The following is a 17,734-nucleotide window of genomic DNA, read 5'->3' as shown; positions in this document are numbered from 1 at the left end:
CGGTTTGCGCCCTATTGCGCCTGCAGTTTGCGCGCCTCGCTGCGCGCCAGTTTCACCAGTTCCTGAACGAACGGTTTTTCCAGGTCCTCCGAGCGCACCGCCGCATAAAGCCGCCGGGTTATACCATCGCTGGTAAGGGGCCGCGTGACATAGTCCGAGTTGTATTTCACCTCGCGAACGACCCAGTCCGGCAGCACCGAAATGCCCCGGTTCGACGCCACCAGCAACAGGATCACCGCCGTCAGCTCCACCTGCCGGATCGCCGCCGGCTCCACCCGCGCCGGGATCAGCAACTGGCTGAACACATCCAGCCTCGTGCGCTCCACCGGATAGGTGATCAGGGTCTGCCCCCGGAAATCCTCGGCCTCTATGAACGGTTTTTCGGCCAGCGGATGGGACGACGCCGCCACGAACACCGGATCATAGTCGAACAGTTCCACAAACTCGACCCCCGGCAGGTCCTCAGGATCCGAGGACACCACCAGATCGACCTCCTCCTTCTGCAGCGCGGGCAGCGCGTCAAAGGCCAGACCGGGCCGGATGTCCACATCCACATCCGGCCATGTCTTGCGAAACGCCTCCAGCACCGGGAACAGCCATTCGAAACAGGCGTGACATTCGATGGCGATATGCATCCGTCCCGTACGCCCGTCGCGCAGCGACGAAAACTCGGCCTGCATCGCCTCGACCTGCGGCAGGATCTGCTCGGCCAGCCGCAACAGGCGCAGCCCCGCCGCCGACAGTTTCATCGGCTTGGACCGCCGCAGAAACAGCTCGACCCCCGCCTGATCCTCCAACCCCTTGATCTGATGGCTTAAAGCCGACTGCGTGATGTTCAGTTGATCCGCCGCACGGGCCAGGCCGCCGCACTCATGAATGGCCTTGATGGTGCGGAGATGGCGAAATTCGATGTGCATTCTACAAAGTGACTCATGTTGTTCTTGAGTAATATGAGTTTGTCTCACAAAGCGTACCATGCAACAAGGGATCAAATTCTTAGCGATGAGAAAACTGATGACCGCGCCAAAAGTCTCCTTTGAGTTCTTTCCGCCCAAAACCCTCGAGGCTTCTTTCCGCCTTTGGGATACCGTGCACACACTCGCTCCGCTCGACCCGCGATTCGTCTCGGTCACCTACGGTGCCTGCGGCACCACCCGCGAACTGACCCGCGATGCGGTGTCCACGCTGCACAAGACCTCGGGGCTGAACGTGGCGGCTCATCTGACCTGCGTTCGCGCGACCAAAGAGGAAACTCTGGCCATCGCCGACAGCTTTGCCGAGGTCGGCGTGACCGACATCGTCGCCCTGCGCGGCGACCCACCGGCGGGCGAGGGCCGGTTCGAACCCCATCCCGGCGGTTTTGCCCATTCAGTCGAACTGATCGAGGCGCTGGCAGATACCGGCAAGTTCACCATCCGTGTTGGCGCCTATCCCGACAAGCACCCCGAAGCCGACAGCCATGACGCCAATGTCGACTGGCTCAAGGCCAAGCTGGACGCCGGCGCCGACGAGGCGCTGACCCAGTTCTTCTTCGAGGCGGAGACATTTTTCCGCTTCCGCGACGCCTGCGCCAAGGCGGGCATCGACAAGCAGATCACGCCGGGCATCCTGCCCATCGAGAACTGGAAAGGCGCGCGCAGTTTCGCCCGCCGCTGCGGCGCCAACATCCCGGCCTGGGTCGAGGATGCCTTTGAAAAGGCGATGCGCGACAACCGCGAAGACCTGCTGGCGACAGTACTGTGCACCGAGCTGTGCACCGACCTGATCGAGGGCGGCGTCGACAAGCTGCACTTCTATACGCTGAACCGCCCCGAATTGACCCGCGATGTGTGCCACGCACTTGGCGTCACACCAAAGGTTGAACTGCAGAACGTGGCGTAAACCTTGCCCGCAAAAACCTGACTGCTAGCGTTCCCCGGACACCCCGAGGGAACGCAGACGCATGTATTACGCCAAAGACTTCAACGAACTTCTGGGGCCAGCGGATATGGCCACCATGTCCGGGCTGGAATTCCTTCAGGGCATGCTCGAGGGCAAGCTGCCCGCGCCCCCCATCGCCAGAACGCTGGGATACGAACTCTACGCTGCCGAGGAAGGCCGCGTCGCCTTTCGCGGAACGCCCACGATGGAGGTCTGCAATCCGCTCGGCTCGGTTCACGGCGGCTGGTACGGCACCTTGCTCGACAGTGCCATGGCCTGCGCCGTTCAGTCCTGCGTTCCCCGTGGTGCGGCCTATACGACGCTCGAATACAAGATCAACATCCTGCGCGGCATTCCTCTGGGCACCGAAATCGAATGCGTCGGCGTGACCGATCACGTCGGCCGCTCGACCGGCGTGGCGCATGGCGAAATCCGCGGCATCGAGGATGGGCGGCTTTACGCAACCGGCTCGACCACCTGTATCGTTTTGAACCTGCCGCGCGGCTGAACGGCACCTATTGCGCCGGGTGTGAGTGTGCCTCGGGCACATGTGCCCAGTTCGGCAGGGTCTCGGGCCGGACGCTTTCATGCAACCGCTCCGACCGGTCGGCACCCACGGTACGGTGGCTGCGCAAAAGGAATATCTTGCCCCAGCCGCGCCATGTCCCGGCAGACGGCGCAGCAGGATTGGTCGGGAACCGCCGGCGCCATCCCTCGGGCAGCGGCAATCCATGCTCTTCGGCCCGATCCAGCATCCAGACCAGCGAGATATTTGCCAGCGGCCGCGCCGCCTCGTACCCGCCAAGCTGGCCGCCGACATCCCCATGGGTGCCCCGGAACCAGACCTGTTCCACATGCCCTTCGAAATCCGCCGATGTGTCCCACAAAACGGGCATGAAAACCTCGCGCGTTTCATCCAGCGCCAGCGCGTGATAACCGTGGCGCACGCTGGAGCCCAACTGGTGGTTGTGGAACGCATGCCGCTCCTCAGCCCAGCGCCACAGCAGCGGCAAACGCATGCCCAGCGCCTTGACCGTATCCCAGACGCCAATCATCTCGATGGTGATCTCTTCGTGACAGAACCGGTGCCGGAATTCAGCCGCATGGGTGCCGAACACGTTGCATTCATAGTGGCGATAGGCCTGCTTGATGTTTCTTTCGGTCGCATGCTCGGCCCTGAGCAGCCCGATCATCTGAATGACCCCCGCAAGGCTGCGCACCCCATAGGCGCCGCGCGAATAGCCGATCAGATAGATCTTGTCGCCGGGTTTGTACCGCGATGCGAGATAGCCATAGGCACGCCGGATCTGCCGGTTGATGCCCCGTCCCATCATCACGTCCGGCGTGGTCTTCCAGCTTTTCCACTGAACACCGGACTCATAGAACACCGATACCCGCCCACCCATCTCGCAGCACAGCCGATAGGCCTGGCCCGCATGGGTTTCGTGCCCCGGCTCCAGCGTCGACATGGTGCCGTCCAGAATGATCACATGCGCCTGCGGTTCGCGATGCCGCGTCTCCTTGGAATGCTCCGACCGCAGCGGCCGCCCGAGCCATCCCAGAATTTTCCTACTTAGCCGCGACAGAACCATGTGTCAGCAAATCCCAAACCTTGTGCGGCGTGAACGGCATATCGGCCTGTCTCACCCCGCAGTCCCAGAGCGCATCCTGAACCGCGTTTGCGACCGCGGCCAGCGCCCCCACCGTTCCGGCCTCGCCACAGCCCTTCATCCCCATCGGGTTGGCCGTCGACGGAACCGGAACCGAGGTAAACTGAATCATGGGTACGTCAACGGCCCGTGGCAAGGCATAGTCCATGAACGTTGCCGTGAGCAGTTGCCCGTCCGCATCATGCACCACATGCTCGCACAGCGCCTGTCCGATCCCCTGTGCCACCCCGCCATGCACCTGCCCCTCGGCCAGCATCGGGTTGATCAGGTTACCAAAATCATCGACGACCGTATAGCGGTCGACGGTCACGAGGCCGGTGAAGGAATCGATCACAACCTCGGCAACATGCGCCCCGTTGGGATAGCTGCGCCCCGGCAGTTTCGCCCGCGCCGCATGGCTCAGCAGGTCTTTGCGACCATCCTCGCGCGCCATCGCCGCAGCCTCCAGCAGCGTCGGGGTCAGATTCGACCCGGCGGCACGGAAGGTTTCGTGATCAAAGCTCACCTCATCCTCCTTCACCCCCATCTTAGCCGCCAGATAGGGCATGAATGCGGCAACCATCTGATCAACCGTGACAAGCGTTGCATGGCTCTGCGTGGTGACTGAACGCGACCCGCCGGTGCCGCCTCCCTGCCCGATCCGGTCACTGTCGCCCTGCACCACCCTGATCCGGTCCATCGGGATGCCGGTCTGATCCGACAAAAAGCTGGCATAGGCCGTCTCGTGCCCCTGCCCGTTCGATTGCGTGCCGACAAAAAGGCTTACCGTGCCATCCGAATTGAACTCAACCTTCGCCCCTTCCGAAGGATCGCCCAGAATACTTTCGATATAGTAACACAGGCCCTGCCCCCGCAGCAGGCCACGTTCAAGATCCGCCGCCTTTCGCGCCTCGAACCCCTGAACCTGATCCTGCGCCCGGCCCAGAACCATGTCGAACGCGCCCACATCATAGGTCTCCCCCGTCGCGGTCCTGTACGGAAACGCCTCGGGCCGGATGAAGTTTTTCCGCCGCAACTCCCAGGGATCGATGCCAAGCTCGCGTGCGGCGCGGTCGATGACACGTTCCAGAACGTAGATCGCCTCGGGCCGCCCCGCCCCGCGATAGGCATCGACCTGCGTGGTGTTGGTGTAATAGCCCTCGACCTGCAGCCACACGTTCTGGACGTCGTAGACCCCCATCATCACCCGGCTGAACAGATTGGTCTGGATCGCCTGTGCAAAATGGCTGTTATAGGCGCCCAGATTGCACCGCGTTCGTACGCGATAGGCAGTGATCCTGTAATCCGCGTCAAAGGCCAGCTCCGCCAGCGATGTCAGGTCGCGCCCGTGATTGTCGCTCAGCATCGCTTCGGTCCGGTCCGACATCCAGAACACCGGTCGCCCCGTCAACCGGGCCGCCGCCGCCACCACGAAATACTCGGGATATGGCATCGCCTTCATTCCGAACCCGCCGCCGACATCCGGGATGGTGACATGCACCGCCTCGCTTTCCAGTCCCAGCTTCTCAGCCAGTTGCGCCTTCATCCCCCAGACGCCCTGCCCGCCAAAGGCAAAATGCAGCCGCCCGTCCCGCCAATCGGCATGACAGCCACGCGGTTCCAGCGAATTCACGATCACCCGGTTGTCGTGAACGCTCAGCGCAACCTTGTGCGCCGCATCCCGAAACGCGGCCTCGGTCCCCGCTTCGTCGCCCGTACCCCAATCAAACGCCCGGTTGTCGGGGGCTTCGGCATGGATCACCTCGCCGCCCGGCGCCACATCCATCTTGGCGGGCAGATCCTCGGTCTCCATCCAGACCGCCTCGACCGCATCGCGCGCCTGCTCCGGTGTTTCGGCAAACACGACGGCAACCGGTTCACCCACGAATCGGACCCGATCCGCCGCCAGCATATGCCGTTCGGGCGCGGCCCCCTTGCTCCCGTCGCGGTTGGTCAGAACGGTTGCACTCATCGCCGTGTTCACGCCCGCCGCCTTCAGGTCCCGCAGCGCCATGACCAGATGAACCCCCTCCATACCGCGCGCGGCGTCCAGATCCAGCGCCGTGATGACCGCATGGGCCACGGAACTTCGGAAAAAGGCGGCGTAAAGCGCATGCTCGGGAACGGAATCCTCCAGATACGCGCCGCCGCCGGTCAGAAACCGGATATCCTCGATCCGTGCGACCGGCTGGCTTTTTCCGAATTTCTCCATGATGCGCCCCTTCCAAACAGTTCAGACCGCGACCCTAGCTCGTGCTGCGCGCATGTCCAGTGCACCAATTGTGCGCCTGCGGCGCGCGTGTTTGGATTTTTCATTGAGGAACCCGGACACGGCCAGCCTGAAGCATGCACATCCAGAAAATGCAGGCCGAAGCGCCCTTGCCGCCAGCCGTCCGAACGTAGGAGGGACATCCCCGCCAGCGCACAAAGGCCGCTTCTTCCTGGTGCGGTCATCGGCTTTCCAGCCTGTACCGCCCGCCCAGGCTGAGGCGATTCTGGTTAACAAACCGTTGCGGCTTCTTTCTGGACATGAATACCCAAATCCCGCCCTTGCCGCCCGCACCGCGCCCCGAAGGCAAAGAAAACGCCTTTGCCGCCTTTTCCTTCGCGCCTTCATTGGGTAATTGGACCCTCGATTGACGAAGGGATCACCACCATGGCGATGGAAAAGACGTTCAACGCGGCCGAAGCCGAGGCCCGCATCTACAAGGCCTGGGAACAGGCGGGCGCCTTCAAGGCGGGCGCAAACAGATCGCGCGACGAAAGCTTTACCATCATGATCCCGCCGCCCAACGTCACCGGTGCGCTGCACGTGGGTCATGCCTTCAACAACACGCTGCAGGATATCCTGATCCGCTGGCACCGGATGCGCGGCTTCGACACGCTCTGGCAGCCGGGTCAGGACCACGCGGGCATCGCCACCCAGATGCAGGTGGAAAAGATGCTGGCGGCGCAGGGCAACGAAGGTCGGCGCGAGTTGGGACGCGAGAAATTCCTTGAGAAAGTCTGGGAGTGGAAAGGCGAATACGGCGGCACGATCATTGAACAGCTCAAGCGTCTGGGGGCCAGCTGCGACTGGTCGCGCAACGCCTTTACCATGGCGGGCGCGCCGGGTGACCCGCGCACCGGGCACGAAAATTCACCCAACTTCCATGATGCCGTTATCAAGGTCTTCGTCGACATGTACGATAAGGGCCTGATCTATCGCGGCAAGCGTCTGGTCAACTGGGACCCTCATTTCGAGACCGCGATCTCGGACCTCGAGGTCGAGAATATCGAGGTCGCCGGCCACATGTGGCACTTCAAATACCCGCTGGCAGGTGGCGCGACCTACACTTACGTGGAAAAGGACGAGGACGGCAACGTCATCCTCGAAGAGGAACGCGACTACATCTCCATCGCCACCACCCGCCCCGAAACCATGCTGGGCGACGGTGCGGTTGCGGTGCACCCCTCGGATGAACGCTATGCGCCCATCGTCGGCCAGCTGTGCGAGATTCCGGTTGGCCCGAAAGAGCACCGCCGCCAGATCCCGATCATCACCGACGACTACCCCGATCCGACCTTCGGCTCGGGCGCGGTCAAGATCACCGGCGCGCATGACTTCAACGACTACGCGGTCGCCAAGCGCGGCAACATCCCCTGCTATCGCCTGATGGATACGCGCGGCGCGATGCGGGCCGATGGCGCGCCTTACGCCGAGGAGGCGGGCAAGGCGCAGGACTATGCGCGCGGCAAGGACTTCACCGAGAACGAGATCGACGCCATCAACCTCGTCCCCGATCACCTGCGCGGCCTCGACCGGTTCGAGGCGCGCGCAAAAGTGGTCGAAGAGATCACCGCCGAAGGTCTGGCCGTCATGACCCGTGCGGATGATCCGCGGCTTGGGCAAAGCCGGGTTGAAGCCCAGCCCACGGAAGACGAAGACGATAGGCCGGACTTCAGCCCGGCACTCGTCCCGCTGGTCGAAAGCAAACCGATCATGCAGCCCTTTGGCGACCGGTCCAAGGTGGTCATTGAACCGATGTTCACCGACCAGTGGTTCGTGGACGCCGCCAAGGTCGTCGGCCCCGCGCTGGACGCCGTGAAGGACGGCACCGTCAAGATCATCCCGGAAAGCGGTGAGAAAACCTATTACCACTGGCTGGAAAACATCGAGCCCTGGTGCATCTCGCGCCAGCTGTGGTGGGGGCACCAGATACCGGTTTGGTATGGGCCTAAGAAGGATGCTTCGAGTTCTCTGGGCGTTGACTACTCTTCCGGTGAACTGGTTCCATTCTGTGGCGCAACTTTCGATGAGGCCGCAAGCGCCGCTCAGGAATACTACGGTGTTTCTAGTGCGCGGGAGTTCTTCGAAGATCAGACAACCTCACTTGATCCGTCTGAGGTGCACCCAAACGTCAACAGCAACGCATGGCAAGATGAAGCCTTTGCAACTGCCGTCGAAGGCGGTCGTGATTTCGTTTTGCTTAAACGCGATCCCGACGTCCTTGACACGTGGTTCTCCTCCGGCCTCTGGCCCATCGGCACCCTCGGCTGGCCCGAGCAAACCGAAGAGATGGAACGCTACTTCCCCACGGACGTTCTGATCACCGGCTTCGACATCCTGTTCTTCTGGGTCGCCCGGATGATGATGATGCAACTGGCCGTAGTGAATGAAATCCCGTTCCACACCGTCTACCTGCACCAGCTCGTCCGCGACGAGAAGGGCAAGAAGATGTCCAAGACCACCGGAAACGTCATCGACCCGCTGGAAATCGTCGACGAATTCGGCGCCGACGCGCTGCGGTTCACCAACGCCTCGATGGCGGCAATCGGCGGCGTGCTGAAACTGTCGCGCGAGCGCATCACCGGCTATCGCAACTTTGGCACCAAGCTGTGGAACGCCGTCCGCTTTGCCGAAATGAACGGCGTCTACGATGGTACAATTCGCACAGTCGGGTCTCTGGAACAGGTACAAAATGCACAATTCGCGGTAAACCGCTGGATCATTGGCGAAACCGCCCGCGTGCGGGAAGAGGTCGACGCCGCACTAGACACCTACCGCTTCAACGACGCCGCCAACGCCTTGTACGCTTTCGTCTGGGGCAAGGTCTGCGACTGGTACGTGGAATTGTCCAAGCCTCTTTTGCAAGGCGAAGACACCGCCGCACAGGAAGAAACCCGCGCCACCATGGCCTGGGTCATGGACCAGTGCATGATCCTCTTGCACCCGATCATGCCCTTTGTCACCGAAGAGCTTTGGGGCCTCACGGCCGAGCGCGCCAAGATGCTGGTTCATGCCGACTGGCCCGATTACAAGGCCGCCGACCTGATCGACGAGGCCGCCGATCGCGAGATGAACTGGGTCATTTCGGTGATCGAGAATACCCGCTCGGCCCGCGCCCAGATGCGCGTGCCCGCTGGTCTCTATGTCCCTATGATCGTTACGGAAATCGACGATCATGGGCAGGCGGCATGGGACCGGAACGAGGCGCTGATCAAGCGTCTGGCGCGCATCGACAGCCTGACAAAGGCGGATACGCTGCCCAAGGGCACCATCTCGATCACCGCCCCCGGAGCCTCCTTCGGCCTGCCGCTGGCGGACATCATCGACATCGGTGCCGAAAAAGACCGGCTGGAAAAGGCCAAGGGCAAACTTTCCAAGGAACTGGGGGGCCTGCGCGGTCGCCTGAACAACCCCAAATTCGTGGCCTCGGCCCCGGAAGAGGTGGTGGAAGAGGCCAAGGCCAACCTCGCCGCCCGCGAAGAGGAAGAGGCACGGATCGACGAGGCGCTGGCCCGTCTGGCAGAAATCGCCTGATCTCTTCATCTTTTCGAAAATCCTCAAATCCCCCGCCAAGGCCCGCGGGGGATTTTTGTTTCTGTGCTGACACTTAGCCTTGCTTGTCGCCGTTTTCGGTTGCTATCCTGTTGCATCCGTTCCGAGGTATAGATGACGCGCACCCTGCCCCCCATGCAAACCGTATCGACCGGCCTCGTGGTGGCGGTGGTCGGGTTCTTCAGCTCGTTCCCCATTGTCCTGCAGGGCCTTTCGGCCATGGGCGCTTCACCGCAGCAAGCATCGTCAGGCCTCATGAGCGCGGCGATTTCGATGGGGCTGGCGGCGGTGGTTCTGGGGCTCTGGTATCGCCAACCGGTCAGCGTCGCCTGGTCGACGCCCGGCGCCGCGCTGCTGGCCGTCTCGGCAACGCCTGCCGACGGATTTTCCGGTGCGGTGGGCGCGTTTCTCTGCGCGGGCGCGCTGACCGTACTGGCGGGGCTTTGGCGTCCGCTGGGCCGTTTGGCGGCGGCCATTCCTCCGACGCTGGCGCAGGCGATGCTGGGCGGTGTTCTGTTGCCGCTTTGCATCCAACCTTTCAAGGCTGTGGTCGAACTGCCCTGGCAGGCATTGCCCGTCATCCTGACCTGGTTCATCGCCGGACGTTTCAACCGGCTGCTCGCAGTGCCCGCCGCTGTCGCGGCCTCTGCCGTCACCGTGATCATGAATGCCGGCGATACATCTGTAATCCCTCAGCAAATCCTCGCTGCGCCAGTCTGGACCACACCCAGTTTCTCGCTGTCTTCCGCTCTGGGGATCGGGGTGCCGCTTTTCATCGTCACCATGGCCACGCAGAACATACCGGGCGTCGCGGTGTTGCGCAGCTATGGTTATGATCCCAAACCCGGGCCCCTGTTTTCGTCGGTTGGCGCGGCGAGTCTTCTCAGCGCGCCCATCGGTGCTCCGGCAACCTGCCTTGCCGCCATCACAGCCGCAATGTGTTCGAACGAAGACAGCCACCCCGATCCCGCCCTGCGGTATTGGTCGGCGGTCATGGCTGGGATCTTCTATTGTATATTTGGCGTGCTCGCGGTCGCCATCACCGGATTTGCCGCGCATGCCGATCCATTGTTGATGGGAACGCTGACCGGCATTGCCCTGATCGGTGTGATGGCAAACGCAATCTTCGCGGCCCTGGAGGTACCCACCGAGCGGGAGGCCGCCATTCTGACTTTTGCAATTACTGCATCGGGCGTCACGGTATTTGGGCTGGGCGCTGCGGTCTGGGGATTGCTGGCCGGTGGTCTGACCTATCTGATTTCAGTCCGGGTGCGATAACACCTTTTGCCATGTCCCTAAGCGGCATAAAATGACTTCATGCGCAAAGCTTTTGACAGACTCATTGAACGCCAGATCAGAAAGGCACAGGCCGAAGGCCAGCTTGACGGACTGGACGGCGAAGGCAAACCCCTCCCCGACAGATCAGCCGAAGCTCAAACCGACCCGGCCCTCGCCGCCGGTCACCGGATCATGGCGCAGGCCGGTGTGCTGCCCGAAGAGTTCGAGTTCAAGAAACAGCTAGACACGGCGCGCACGCAGTATGCGCAATTGACTGATCCTGACGCGCAAAAAGCCGCAATGGCGCGATTGGCTGATCTGGAGATGCGCTACAACATGGCCCGCGATGCCAGACGCGCGTTCATGCGGTAATCATTTGAAGACCGGTTTGCGCCCCTGCAAACGGGCGGCGATGACTTCCAATTGATCCGGCTTGCCGATCAGTTCAACCTGTTCGCGCGATTCCGCCAGCAAGACCTGTTCACGTTCCGTGGTTTCCGCAACTTCGATCAGCCGCTTGGCGGCACGGATGGCCGACGGGCTTTGACCGGCGATGTCTTCGGCCAGTGCAAGTGCCTCAGTCAACGGATCGTCGGACAATCTGGTCACCAATCCCCACTCTGCCGCCTGTGCGGCGCTGATCGGGCGCGCGGTGTAGGTCAGCAGGCGCAGGACATCAGAACGCACCAGTTGCGGCAGCAAGACCATGCCACCCATATCCGGGATGATACCCCATTTCATTTCCATCACCGCCCATTTGCTATCAGGATGGGCGATGCGGATATCTGCGCCCAGCGCGATCTGCAGCCCGCCACCATAAGCAACACCCTGCACCGCGCAGATGACCGGAACAGGTATCCGTCGCCACACAAGGGCCAGCTCCTGCATTTCGTTGGCGTCCCCATGGCTGCGGCTCATCAGCCATTCGGTCGGATCGGTATGCGCCATGGACGCAAAACTCGCCATGTCGAGGCCTGCGCAAAAACTTTTGCCCTCGCCCGACAGCACCACCGCCCGCGCGTCCGAGGCCCCGACCTCCTGCCCGGCGGCGAGGATCGCCTTGGCCATCGCATCGTCAAGCGCATTCATCTTGTCGCCACGGGTCAGGGTGACGTGGGCGATATGATCCTTGTATTCGACTGATACGCGCGCCATGCGGACCTCCGGTTATGGGTTTTCGCCTCATCTTGCCCCGAACCCGCGCAGGCTTCCACAGCAACGTCGGGGCAGATTACGGCAGATCGTCTGCAGACATCCTGCCGAACCAAGGCGAATCGAGCGTCATGACGTAGAACTGATCCCCTACGATCTTGCCGCCCGTTGTGATCCCCAGCCTGCCATCAGGGTCCTGTACCGTGCGCAGGATGCGCCCGTCGCCGTCGAACTGAACCAGCATCCCGCGATGGATCGGTGCAGGACGCACCATCGGCCCGAGCCGCCAGACCACCTTGCGAAGAAAGGGATAGGGCATCAGCTTTTCCGACGGAACACGGGGGCTGGCGAAGGCCACCCAAAAGGTGCCGTCCCCCTGCGCCTCAAGATTATCGGGATAGCCCGGAAGATTGTCCAGAAACACCTCGCGCTGTCCCGCCTTGTCGCCTGTCAGCCACAATCTGTGAATACGCGCCCGACCTGTTTCGGCGATAAGCAGGAAATCTTCCTCTGGAGATAGCGCCACCCCGTTGGCATAAACAAACCCATTCGCCACCTTTTCGACTGCGCCGTCCGGATCGCGGCGGGCGACATAGCCGGTATCGGATTGCTCCCATATCGTCAGGATCGAGGTCGGCTTGGTCCCTCCCATCGTCTCGGGGTCGAAACGGTCGGACGAGTTTGAGAAATAGACCGTGCCATCCTGCCCCACATCCAGTTGGTTGGCATAGATGACCGGTGCGCCGCCAATCTGCTCCACAAGCGTCTCAAGGCTGCCCGGCCCGGACCAGCGCATTACCCCGCGGTAGCTGTCAGAGATGTACAGCGCCCCATCCGGCCCTGCCCGAAGGCCCAGCGGCCGGCCTCCCAAACGATCCACCTCGACCGGCTCTGGCCCGTCGATCCGATAAAGAATCCCGGACAGGCTAGTGGTATAGACGGTGCCATCCGGCATAACGGCCAGGTCTTCGGGGCCGATTTCTCCATCAGGAAGGGAGATGAGCTGCGTCCTGTCCAAGGCATGATTCTCGGAAAAATCACCGGTGAAACCAGGCGCGGCAGGAGGCTCATAGGCCACCGGTTCAACCGGGACGGGCCACAAAAGCAGGTAGGCTAGCCCAATCACCGCGAGAACAGTCAGAATACGCAAACCATACCTCCAGATTCATTGCAGCAGCCTGCGAGGGAAAGTCGGCACATGCAAGCCTTGCCCACACCTGTGACATGGGTTTATCTGCCGACATGCGTGCCCCCAGATACACCCCGCTTGCCCTGTCCCTGCCCGCCACGGTGCCCTTTGTCGGCCCAGAAACGCAAGAGCGTCATCGCGGTACGCGTTTTGTCGCGCGCCTCGGTGCGAACGAGAATATCTTCGGCCCTTCGCCCCGCGCGGTCGAGGCGATGCAGAAAGCCGCCGCCGATATCTGGATGTATGGCGATGCCGAAAATCACGATCTGCGCGCGGCACTGGCGGAGTATCACGGGATTCGCCCGGAACACATCGTCGTGGGCGAAGGGATCGACGGCCTGCTGGGCTATCTGGTTCGGCTGATGGTCGCGCCCGGCGACACGGTGGTGACATCCGATGGTGCCTATCCCACCTTCAACTATCACGTCGCGGGCTTTGGCGGTGTATTGCACACCGTTCCTTATCTGGACGATCGCGAAGATCCCGTAGCGCTGTTTGCCAAAGCTGCCGAAGTGGATGCCAAGCTGGTCTACCTTGCCAACCCCGACAATCCCATGGGCACATGGCACAGCGGGGCTGAGATCGTCGCGGCGCTGGATTACCTGCCCGACGGCACTTTGCTGGTATTGGACGAAGCCTACGTCGAATGCGCGCCGGATGGGACTGCGGCGCAGATCGCTGCGGACGACCCCCGGATAATCCGCATGCGAACCTTCTCCAAAGCCTATGGCATGGCTGGGGCGCGTGTAGGTTACGCCATAGGCGCACCCGAACTGATCTTGGCCTTCAACAAGGTCAGAAACCATTTCGGCATGAACCGGTCGGCACAGGCTGGCGCGCTGGAAGCGCTGCGCGATGGTGAATGGCTTGCTCATGTTCTGGGTCAGATCGAATTCGCGCGCCGGCGGATCGGACAAATCGCCCATGAAAACAGGCTTGTCCCGCTCCCCTCGGCCACAAACTTTGTCACGATCGATTGCGGCAAGGATAGTGAATTCGCCAAGGTGGTGCTGGCCTCACTGATCGATCAAAGCATTTTCGTCCGCATGCCCTTCGTCGCACCGCAAAATCGCTGCATCCGGGTCAGTTGCGGACCGACAAGTGATCTTGACGCATTCGCGGCAGCGCTGCCCAAAGCACTGGCCGCCGCGTCGGCATAGTCGCGCCGGATTTACCTGACTTTCCTCCGAATTCCTCTAAAATAGTAGGTGGAGGATATTCAGGAGGCGCAGATGCGCGACCACAAGATCGGACGAGCGCCGGACTATACGGTTGCAGCCCTGGTCATGTTGGGCGTGAATTTGGTGTGGATACTCGTCGCAATCTGGGCGATCTGGGGGTTCGTGACTGCCGTCGTGATCGGCCTGATATTCAACCACGGCATTACTGTGCTGTCACGCCGGTCGCATTAAAGCTTGCCCGCCAGAACATGGGCAGCGGCAGCTAACGCGCCTGAGCCGTGCGGGATACTCAGGGCCGTCAGCCCGGATTCGACCCCGCCCAGCAATCCCATAACCATCTGCCCGTTGACGTGCCCCATGTGCCCAAACCGGAAATAGTCATCCCGCCCGGTTCCATCAGGGGCCGCCATACCCAATCCGATTCCCAGCGTCAGCCCTTGATTACTCTCGACCCAGTGCCTGAGCGCGCTGCCCTGACCATCGGAAAGCCCCAGCGCGGTAACAGCATGGCTGCGATGCCGCGGGTCTGTGACATTCATCCCGAATCTACCACCTTCCGCCCAAATCTCGCAGGCCGCCCAGATCGCCTGCGCCAAACGTTGGTGCCGTGCCCAGACATTTTCGAGACCCTCGGCCTCGATCATGTCAAGCGCCGCTCGTAACCCGTAGAGGTGATGCGTTGGAGCCGTTCCTCCGAAATACTGATAAAATTCGTCCGGATTGGCCCGAGGTTGCCAGTCCCAGTATTTCGTCACGCGCGGCATTGCCGACCGCTTGGCCTGTGCCTTGTCATTGAAAAAGACAAAACTCAGCCCTGGCGGCACCATAAGCCCCTTTTGGCAAGCGGCAACCATGACGTCGACACCCCACGCGTCCATATCGAACCGCTCACAGGCCAGCGACGCGATGCAGTCGGCCATCAGCAGCGCGGGATGCTGCAGTTCGTCAAGAAGGTTTCGCAGCGCGGGTATGTCGTTTCGGATCGAACTCGATGTATCGACATGGACAGCGAGTACGGCCTTGATCTTGTGTTCCTGATCCTTGCGCAACACTTCGGCAATCCTGCCCAGATCCCATGCCGACGACCTGCCGAAATCGATCGTTCTGACCCTGGCGCCCAAGCCCCGCGCGATTTCTGCCCAGCCATGGGTGAATATGCCTGAAGCGGGTGCAAGCACCGTCTCACCGGGCGCTATGACGTTGGCAAGGGACGCCTCCCACGCGCCATGTCCGTTGGAGATATAAACGGACGCCTGATGCCGGGTGCGTGCGACGGCGCGCAGACCTTCGATAATGCCCGGCACCATCTCGACCAGTTCTCCGGAATAGATGTTGGGTGCAGGACGATGCATGGCCTGAAGGACCACGTCAGGAATGATCGATGGGCCCGGGATGGCGAGGTATTCGCGTCCTTGCGAGACTTTGCTGGAGTGTGACATGCGATCTGCCAGATGATTTTTGCGCCTACACTATGTTTACCGCAGACGGCGTCAAGCTGCGCATTTGCATGTACTCAGGTCGTCGCGTCAGCAAAGCCCCGCAGTTACATGAAAAAACCCTGCTCAGCTTGCGCAGTGCGGCCGGGGTGCTTAAATGGGCGCGTCATGACAAAAAAATACCCCCCTTTCCTGCATACGAAAGCCGGACGATGAGCGTCAAACCCAAATCCTCGGTCGAGCTGTTCGGCTGGTTGTGGGAGAAGTACCTGCGTCCACGCATGGGACTGCTTGCTATTGCAGCGGTCTTCATGATCATCGAAGGGTCCATGGTCGGCGCGATCAGTTACATGATGCAGCCGATGTTCGACAACATCTTCGTTCAGGGCAATTCCAACGCTCTGGTTTGGGTCAGCATTGCGTTTTTCGTGATCTTTTCGGTTCGGGGTCTTGCGGGTGTTACGCAAAAGGTGATCCTGTCCAGAATTTCGCAGGAAACAGCGGCGCATCTCAGAACAGATCTGCTGGACCATCTGATCCGGCAGGACACATCGTTCCATCAGGTTCATCCGCCGGGCTTTCTTATTCAGCGGGTGCAGGCAGACGTTGGCGCCGTGAACAACGTTTGGCAGATCATCATCCGGGGTGCGGGCAAGGATCTTGTGTCGCTCGTTGTGCTGATGGGTGTGGCGATCAATGTGGACTGGATCTGGACCGCGATCATGCTGATTGGCGTACCGCTGATGTTCCTGCCCATCGGTGCTGCGCAGCGCTATGTCCGCAAGAAAGCCGCGTCAGCCCGCGATCTCGGTGCAACGCTTTCGACACGATTGGACGAGATTTTCCACGGCATCGTACCGATAAAGCTGAACAATCTGGAACACTATCAGGCAGACCGTTTCGGCAAACACATGAACGGGTTCGTCCGTTCGGAAATCCGGGCCTCTTTCGGAACCGCCTCGATCACAGGCCTGATCGACGTGATGGCCGGTGTCGGCTTCATGGGCGTGCTTCTTTATGGCGGGGCCGAAATCATTTCGGGCGAAAAGACAGTCGGCCAGTTCATGAGCTTTTTCACTGCAATTGGACTGGCCTTCGACCCCATGCGGCGTTTGGCATCGATTTCCGGCACCTGGCAGGTCGCCGCCGCGGCGATGGAGCGGATCAAGGAATTGATGGATTCACCGATCCGGCTGAAATCGCCCGCCAAACCCGTTGCCGCGCCAAAGGGGTTGCCCGAGATCCTGTTGAAGGATGTTACTCTGTCCTATGGTGACGCCAAGGTCTTGCGCGGCCTGACCGTAACGGCAGAGGCGGGTAAGACCACCGCGCTTGTTGGTGCATCGGGCGCAGGAAAATCCACCGTGTTCAACCTGTTGACGCGCCTTGTCGATCCCAAGGACGGGTCGGTCGAAATTGCCGGGGTCGCGGTCAAGGACATGGCGCTGCCGGACCTGCGCAATCTGTTCTCCGTGGTGACGCAAGAGGCCTTGCTGTTCGACGAAACTCTGCGCGAAAATATCCTTCTGGGCCGCACCGACGTGACGGACGCGCAGTTGAAAGAGGTTCTGGACGCCGCCCACGTCACCGACTTTTTGCCCAAGCTTGAAAATGGGTTGGAGACGCTTGTCGGGCCGCGCGGATCGGCCCTGTCCGGCGGCCAGCGGCAGCGTGTGGTTATCGCGCGCGCCCTGCTGCGCAATACTCCGATCCTATTGCTGGACGAAGCGACATCGGCGCTGGACGCGCAATCGGAAAAGGTGGTTCAGGCCGCGTTGGACAAACTGTCTGGTGGACGAACCACCATCGTCATCGCGCACCGGCTGTCGACGATCCGGAATGCCGACAAGATTGTCGTGATGGATCGCGGGCGGGCAGTTGACGAGGGCACTCACGAAGAGCTTCTGGCGCGCGGCGGCATATATGCCGATCTATACCGTCTGCAATTCCAGGATGGATTGACTGTTGTCGATCCCGAAGGCGTCGCGGCGCAGACCCGGCAACCTGTTGACGCGGATACGCAAGACCAGGGTTGGCTGCGCAAGGTCGTGGCACGGATGTTGGGCGGAAAGTCCGGGCAAAACTCGGTCGGCGCAAAATAGGTGGCG

14 protein-coding genes are annotated in these 17,734 nt (G+C 61.3%); 8 read left to right on the top strand and 6 right to left on the bottom strand.

Annotated features, from left to right (window positions below; genetic code table 11):
• Positions 1-11 precede the first annotated feature (11 nt).
• Positions 12-917 carry a LysR family transcriptional regulator gene (locus ACR0LZ_RS07750; RefSeq protein ID WP_480749218.1) on the bottom strand — a complete coding sequence of 302 codons (906 nt, stop codon included), beginning with the start codon at positions 915-917 and terminating at the stop codon, positions 12-14.
• 97 nt (positions 918-1,014) lie between these two features.
• Here ACR0LZ_RS07750 and metF point away from each other — a divergent pair, with 97 nt between their 5' ends.
• Both metF and ACR0LZ_RS07740 read left to right on the top strand, forming a co-directional pair.
• Positions 1,015-1,881, top strand: a complete 867-nt coding sequence (gene metF, locus ACR0LZ_RS07745; RefSeq protein WP_480749217.1) for a methylenetetrahydrofolate reductase [NAD(P)H] — start codon at positions 1,015-1,017, stop codon at positions 1,879-1,881.
• A 61-nt stretch (positions 1,882-1,942) separates the two neighbouring features.
• Positions 1,943-2,428, top strand: coding sequence for a PaaI family thioesterase (locus ACR0LZ_RS07740; RefSeq protein WP_480749216.1), 486 nt, complete (start codon positions 1,943-1,945; stop codon positions 2,426-2,428).
• 7 nt (positions 2,429-2,435) lie between these two features.
• Here ACR0LZ_RS07740 and ACR0LZ_RS07735 read toward each other — a convergent pair whose 3' ends face one another.
• Positions 2,436-3,512 (bottom strand): DUF2235 domain-containing protein, encoded by a 1,077-nt coding sequence (locus tag ACR0LZ_RS07735; RefSeq protein ID WP_480749215.1) that lies wholly within the window; start codon positions 3,510-3,512, stop codon positions 2,436-2,438.
• Complete coding sequence (locus ACR0LZ_RS07730; RefSeq protein WP_480749214.1) at positions 3,490-5,781, bottom strand: xanthine dehydrogenase family protein molybdopterin-binding subunit; 2,292 nt, start codon at positions 5,779-5,781, stop codon at positions 3,490-3,492. The genes ACR0LZ_RS07735 and ACR0LZ_RS07730 overlap by 23 nt, the downstream gene beginning before the upstream one ends.
• A 444-nt stretch (positions 5,782-6,225) precedes the next feature.
• On the opposite strand from ACR0LZ_RS07730, the gene ACR0LZ_RS07725 reads away from it, so the two are divergent.
• From ACR0LZ_RS07725 to ACR0LZ_RS07715, 3 genes are all read left to right on the top strand, one after another.
• Entirely contained in the window at positions 6,226-9,372 is a 3,147-nt protein-coding gene (locus ACR0LZ_RS07725) for a valine--tRNA ligase (protein WP_480749213.1), read from the top strand.
• Between the two features lie 132 nt (positions 9,373-9,504).
• On the top strand, positions 9,505-10,668 hold the full coding sequence (locus tag ACR0LZ_RS07720) for a benzoate/H(+) symporter BenE family transporter (protein WP_480749212.1): 1,164 nt from the start codon (positions 9,505-9,507) through the stop codon (positions 10,666-10,668).
• A gap of 39 nt (positions 10,669-10,707) precedes the next feature.
• Positions 10,708-11,040 carry a DnaJ family domain-containing protein gene (locus ACR0LZ_RS07715; RefSeq protein ID WP_480749211.1) on the top strand — a complete coding sequence of 111 codons (333 nt, stop codon included), beginning with the start codon at positions 10,708-10,710 and terminating at the stop codon, positions 11,038-11,040.
• Here ACR0LZ_RS07715 and ACR0LZ_RS07710 read toward each other — a convergent pair whose 3' ends face one another.
• Both ACR0LZ_RS07710 and ACR0LZ_RS07705 read right to left on the bottom strand, forming a co-directional pair.
• A complete protein-coding gene (locus ACR0LZ_RS07710; RefSeq protein ID WP_480749210.1) occupies positions 11,041-11,823 on the bottom strand; it encodes a crotonase/enoyl-CoA hydratase family protein in 783 nt (260 codons plus the stop codon). It lies immediately after the preceding gene.
• A 76-nt stretch (positions 11,824-11,899) separates the two neighbouring features.
• Entirely contained in the window at positions 11,900-12,970 is a 1,071-nt protein-coding gene (locus ACR0LZ_RS07705) for an SMP-30/gluconolactonase/LRE family protein (protein ID WP_480749209.1), read from the bottom strand.
• A gap of 92 nt (positions 12,971-13,062) precedes the next feature.
• On the opposite strand from ACR0LZ_RS07705, the gene ACR0LZ_RS07700 reads away from it, so the two are divergent.
• Together ACR0LZ_RS07700 and ACR0LZ_RS07695 are read left to right on the top strand one after the other, a co-directional pair.
• Positions 13,063-14,169: a pyridoxal phosphate-dependent aminotransferase gene (locus ACR0LZ_RS07700; protein ID WP_480749208.1), complete on the top strand. Its 1,107-nt coding sequence runs from the start codon at positions 13,063-13,065 to the stop codon at positions 14,167-14,169.
• A gap of 72 nt (positions 14,170-14,241) precedes the next feature.
• Positions 14,242-14,421: a hypothetical protein gene (locus ACR0LZ_RS07695; RefSeq protein ID WP_480749207.1), complete on the top strand. Its 180-nt coding sequence runs from the start codon at positions 14,242-14,244 to the stop codon at positions 14,419-14,421.
• Here ACR0LZ_RS07695 and ACR0LZ_RS07690 read toward each other — a convergent pair.
• On the bottom strand, positions 14,418-15,629 hold the full coding sequence (locus ACR0LZ_RS07690) for a pyridoxal-phosphate-dependent aminotransferase family protein (protein ID WP_480749206.1): 1,212 nt from the start codon (positions 15,627-15,629) through the stop codon (positions 14,418-14,420). The two genes, ACR0LZ_RS07695 and ACR0LZ_RS07690, sit on opposite strands and share 4 nt — an antisense overlap.
• 209 nt (positions 15,630-15,838) lie before the next feature.
• Here ACR0LZ_RS07690 and ACR0LZ_RS07685 point away from each other — a divergent pair, with 209 nt between their 5' ends.
• Positions 15,839-17,728, top strand: coding sequence for an ABC transporter ATP-binding protein (locus tag ACR0LZ_RS07685; protein WP_480749205.1), 1,890 nt, complete (start codon positions 15,839-15,841; stop codon positions 17,726-17,728).
• The last annotated feature ends 6 nt before the right edge of the window (positions 17,729-17,734 follow it).

The organism is Ruegeria sp. CI1, assembly GCF_056536925.1.
This window is presented reverse-complemented; position numbering and strand designations above follow the sequence as displayed.